At 56.6% G+C, this 4422-nt stretch carries 3 protein-coding genes and 1 pseudogene; all 4 read right to left on the bottom strand.

The window, feature by feature from the left end; translation table 11 throughout:
* Nucleotides 1-758, bottom strand: a 758-nt coding sequence (locus ABX962_RS31240) for an alpha/beta hydrolase (RefSeq protein ID WP_372725468.1), incomplete at its 3' end; no start/stop codon positions are given.
* A 193-nt stretch (nucleotides 759-951) separates the two neighbouring features.
* The gene (mdh, locus tag ABX962_RS31245) at nucleotides 952-1899 is read right to left on the bottom strand and encodes a malate dehydrogenase (RefSeq protein WP_345327033.1); all 948 of its coding nucleotides are present in this window, start codon (nucleotides 1897-1899) and stop codon (nucleotides 952-954) included.
* Nucleotides 1900-2099: 200 nt separating this feature from the next.
* Nucleotides 2100-3617 carry a hypothetical protein gene (locus ABX962_RS31250; protein ID WP_372725470.1) on the bottom strand — a complete coding sequence of 506 codons (1518 nt, stop codon included), beginning with the start codon at nucleotides 3615-3617 and terminating at the stop codon, nucleotides 2100-2102.
* Nucleotides 3601-4422, bottom strand: a pseudogene (locus ABX962_RS31255) (hypothetical protein); the annotation flags it as partial. The gene ABX962_RS31250 and the pseudogene ABX962_RS31255, both read right to left, overlap by 17 nt.

The following is a 4422-nucleotide window of genomic DNA, read 5'->3' on the forward strand; positions in this document are numbered from 1 at the left end:
ATCATCATGGCACGACGCATATCCTCGTCGAGCTCGGACGAATCAAAGCGTGAGTTTTCGGTCGCCCACTGCCAAAGCATTGGCAATCGCCGCTCGCGCAATTCCGACAAATTGGACAACGCCCGACAACCGCTCGGCATCCGGCCGCCGAGAGAGACGACACCCGCAAATCGTTTCGGATCACGAAGTGCAATTCGCATCGCCATAGCGCCGCCACTCTGGTAACCCGCTAAAACGATCCGTGATGCGTTGACCGAAAAACGCTCGCTCGCCTCATCAATTGCTTGCATTACGTTTTCATAAGCGGTCTGGATGGCGCCAGAACGGGTCCGCCATTCGTAGCGATGTCCGGAGGAGTCGGTCGCACAGCTGGCGCGAACGCCCACGCCGACATAATTCCGCAAACTGATGTGCGGCATCACTTGCGTGACTTGGTTCTCGTTGAATCCATCGTTATGCAGCCAAATCAGCAGCGGATAGGCATAATTGGCTTCGTAATGCAGTGGCAAGAAAAACGCAGTTCGCGCTCCGACGCCCTTGAATTGGTCAAATGGATTCGGGAACCCGTCAACCAAATCCGCGTCGGACACCGAATCGTGCCACGAGCAATCCTGAAGAAAGCTATCGGAGTTACCGGCAAAGTTTAAACCGGATTCTTCTTCGGGCGGCCCCAAAGATTCTTGAGTTGGTGTGTTGTCGTGAGGGGCTTCATTCGATTGGGATGTCCCCCAATTTGCCGAAGAAAAATAACGACTCATAACCAACCGAATGTTAGAGGAAGGCCCCGCCTAAGGTTCTCTGAAGATTCAATGGCAGGTGAAAAACACGTGCCAAAAAATCAATTCAGCCAACGACACAGACGCGTTTGATGGATGTCATAAACCTACGCGTAATCGCTCGCCGATGTCAACGCTGAAGCGGTTGCTTCGGCGAAAGAACTTGCAAGGTCCGTTACGACGATAGCAATTGTTCCATCGTTGCAACCAACCCTTTGACCGCGTCGACGCTGTTTTGGAAATCCGCTTTTTCGGAGTCGGTCAAATCGAGTTCGATGATCTTTTCGACTCCGCCGCTTCCCATCACCACGGGGACACCGACGTAGTAGCCACCGACCCCGTATTCGGAATCACACAGTGCGGCACAAGGGATAACCCGCTTCTTGTCACGCACGACCGCTTCGACCATTTGCGCACAAGCAGCCGCCGGCGCGTAATAGGCGCTGCCGGTTTTCAACAGCGAAACAATTTCCGCTCCGCCCTTACGAGTGCGTTCGACGATTTCATCCAATCGTGCGCGATCGATCAACTGAGTGACGGGGATACCGCCAACGCTGGTGCAGCTTGGGATCGGAACCATCGTGTCGCCATGGCCGCCCATCAACAGAGCGCTGATGTCTTCGATGCTGACGCCCAACTCCATTGCCAAGAAGGTACGGTAGCGAGCCGTATCCAAAACCCCCGCTTGTCCAACCACTTTGGCCTTATCAAATCCGGTGACTTTCCACATCTGTTGCACCATCGCGTCCAGCGGATTGCTGACGACGATGACAACCGCATTGGGGCTGGTGGCCTTAATCTGCTCGCCCACCGAGGTGATGATTTTTGCATTGGTGTTGAGCAAATCATCACGACTCATCCCTGGCTTTCGAGGAATACCTGCCGTCACCACGATGACATCGCTATTGGCAGCGTCATCATAGCTTGTGGTACCAACGATGTTGGAATCGAATCCCATGATCGGCGACGCTTGCATCAAGTCCAGCGCTTTTCCACGCGGCATGTCTTCGGTCTGGGGAATGTCCAACAGAACGATGTCACCTAACTCGGCAGCAGCACACCAATGAGCACAGGTGGCTCCGACGTTTCCGGCTCCGATGACGGTAATTTTTGCTCGGCGCATTTGTTTCGCTCGCGGGGAAAATATTGGGAAGTTGTGTGAGAGGGCAAAATGGAAATCGCTTTCTCATTTCGATGATTTTCTAAGGCGTTATCCTCTCGCAAGCGAGCCGTGGGTCAAGTAGACGCTCGCTAGATTTCTGGCGATCAAACACAAATTGGCTCGGTAGATCGGAAGCCCGGTGGATCGGAAGCTGGGTGGATCTACTGTGGCAACCGCAACTCGTCCGCCTCGCGATCTTTGCGTTGACGTTGCACTTCGCGATCACGCCGTCCGGTGACGACATTCCAAACCAAGATTGCCAACATTCCCACCCCCACCGCCACCGCCGCGATCCAGCCAAAGATGCTCACGCCGACAGGGTCCGCTTCGGTCGGTTCGCGATTGATCATATCGGCGCCGATCAACAGCGGTCCAAACTGATTTCCGCCACCGAACCGCTGCATGTACGCCGTCGGATAACTCCACAAGCGAAAGAAAAACGCGTCCGCGGCAACGAGCACCGTCAAATCGGCCACGATCGCCTCCGCTTTCCCCTCGGCCCGCAGTTTGTTTTGCAAAAACGCCGGCAGCGTCTTAAACACCAACGAGATGGGATATCGGTTCTGAAACAACGGGCTGTCGCCCGCCGCATCAGTCCCCGAATCAATCTGGACTTTGACATTACCGAGGTCGCCCATCGCATCGACTTGATAATAATGATCTGCCCCCAACTGCTTGATGCGGGCAGGTTCGGTCACGGAAATTCGCGTCACCTGAACGACTTCGACCTCCATCCGCAGCCACTCCGCAGTAAACGCCTCAGGCGTCTTCAGCAACGCAATCGGCTCGACCGGTTTTGCTGCAACACGCTCGGCTGCGGGCAATTTCGCGATCCGATCCGCCGCGGCCAGCATCGAGTAAAACAGTTCGGTATCGTCACTGGAAAGCGGTTGCCGGTTGCGCGAGGCGACCCCAGAAAGCTCGCCCAAGCTAACGCCCTGTTTGGCGAGTAACTGCCAACCGACCTTCTCGGGATTCGCCGGAAACCACTGCAGCGGTAGTGCCGCGATGGCATCGGCCACGTTGCCGTCGCCTCCGCTGTCTGGCTTCGCATCAATGACAACGCCTAACCCAGCGATCCGGTCACCGCTGCGAACCGCCGCGGGAAGCCCCGACGTAATCACTTCGACCGCACTCCGTTCATCCTGTTTCCCCGTTTCCACGGTCACCAGATCGAGTTGTCGCATTTCCAAGAACTCGACCAATCGGGCTGGCACTTTTAGCGACTGAACCTTCACAACCGCCCCCTCGACTGCGACAACTTGCCCCAGCCCAACCGCAGGCCCACGGAGCGAGCTGGAGATTTCGGTGGAGAGCGATTTCTCTATAGAGCTACGACTAAGCCGATTGATTCGGTAAATCAGCTTCGCCAATTCGCCAATCGACTCGTCGTCATCAGCAGGATAAAGCTGCTCGATTCGCGGCGAATCAAAACCGGCTGCCTGTAACAGTTCCGACTGGGCGTCGAGCGATCGAGGGAACAGTCCCAGGGACAACACCCCTACGATTCCCCAGACCCACAACCACGCTCTCAAGCGATCGACTTGGGTAGCGTCCTCGACGTTGGTAGCGGTGCGGCGCGAGCCACCTGGTTTAGTAGCGGTAGGGCGCGAGCCGCCCGGTCGCAGCGTGACCGACGCCTCTGCTGGAAAAATAATTCTGTCAGTGGGCTGTGTCATTATGATTCTCTGGTGGGGACGACTCGATGTCTGTATCCGCCGCTGGCTGAGATGGATCGCCATGTCGCGGTGTCAATTGTTCGAGAAACGATGCAGGTTGGCGTTCCTTGGCATGTCGCAATTCGCGGCTTTGTCTTGCCGACACGGCGGTCCGCCACATCGCAAACGCGGCCAATCCGACGCCAAGTAGCACTGCAAACACGATCATCCCCCACAGCGAACGCGAGCCCCCATCGTCAGAGACCAGCGAACTTGATTGCGACGCGGATTCCGTTTCGGCGCCGGGGGGCAACGTCAAAATCCGTCCGACAATCACAGGCGTGGAATCCGCTCCGACACTGGATCGATACGCCAATCGCTTTAGAAAGCGGCCAGTGATCCATAGCACAGGGGCTTCCTCGGTATCCGTTTTTTCGGTCCCCGCATTCTCGGAGGCCCAATTTGCAATCGACTCGGGAACCTCGTCGACGACGGCCAAGAGGGGGCGATCGGCGCCGTCGACCGGCCGCAGCCAAAGGTGCCAATAGTGGGCAATCTGATATTCATTGGAGGTCGCCGTATGTCGCTCGACACGCGCAGGACGACCGGCAAACGCAACAACATGGTTCAAATAGACGTCGGGCTGCTGCATCAACGGCAACACACCGACTTGCGGCACCGCCGGGGCAGCGGCGGTTTGCACGTTCCCCGTTTTTTGTGTTTCGGATGCCTCGTTGCCCGTGAGATCGACCGCCCCCAAGCCCACCAAATCGCGTTCAAAGCCAAATCGGGCCTCGTCCAAGTAGCGGTACAAGGCGTCACGATC

This window comes from Novipirellula sp., assembly GCF_041583735.1.
In the GTDB taxonomy this organism is placed as follows: domain Bacteria; phylum Planctomycetota; class Planctomycetia; order Pirellulales; family Pirellulaceae; genus Novipirellula.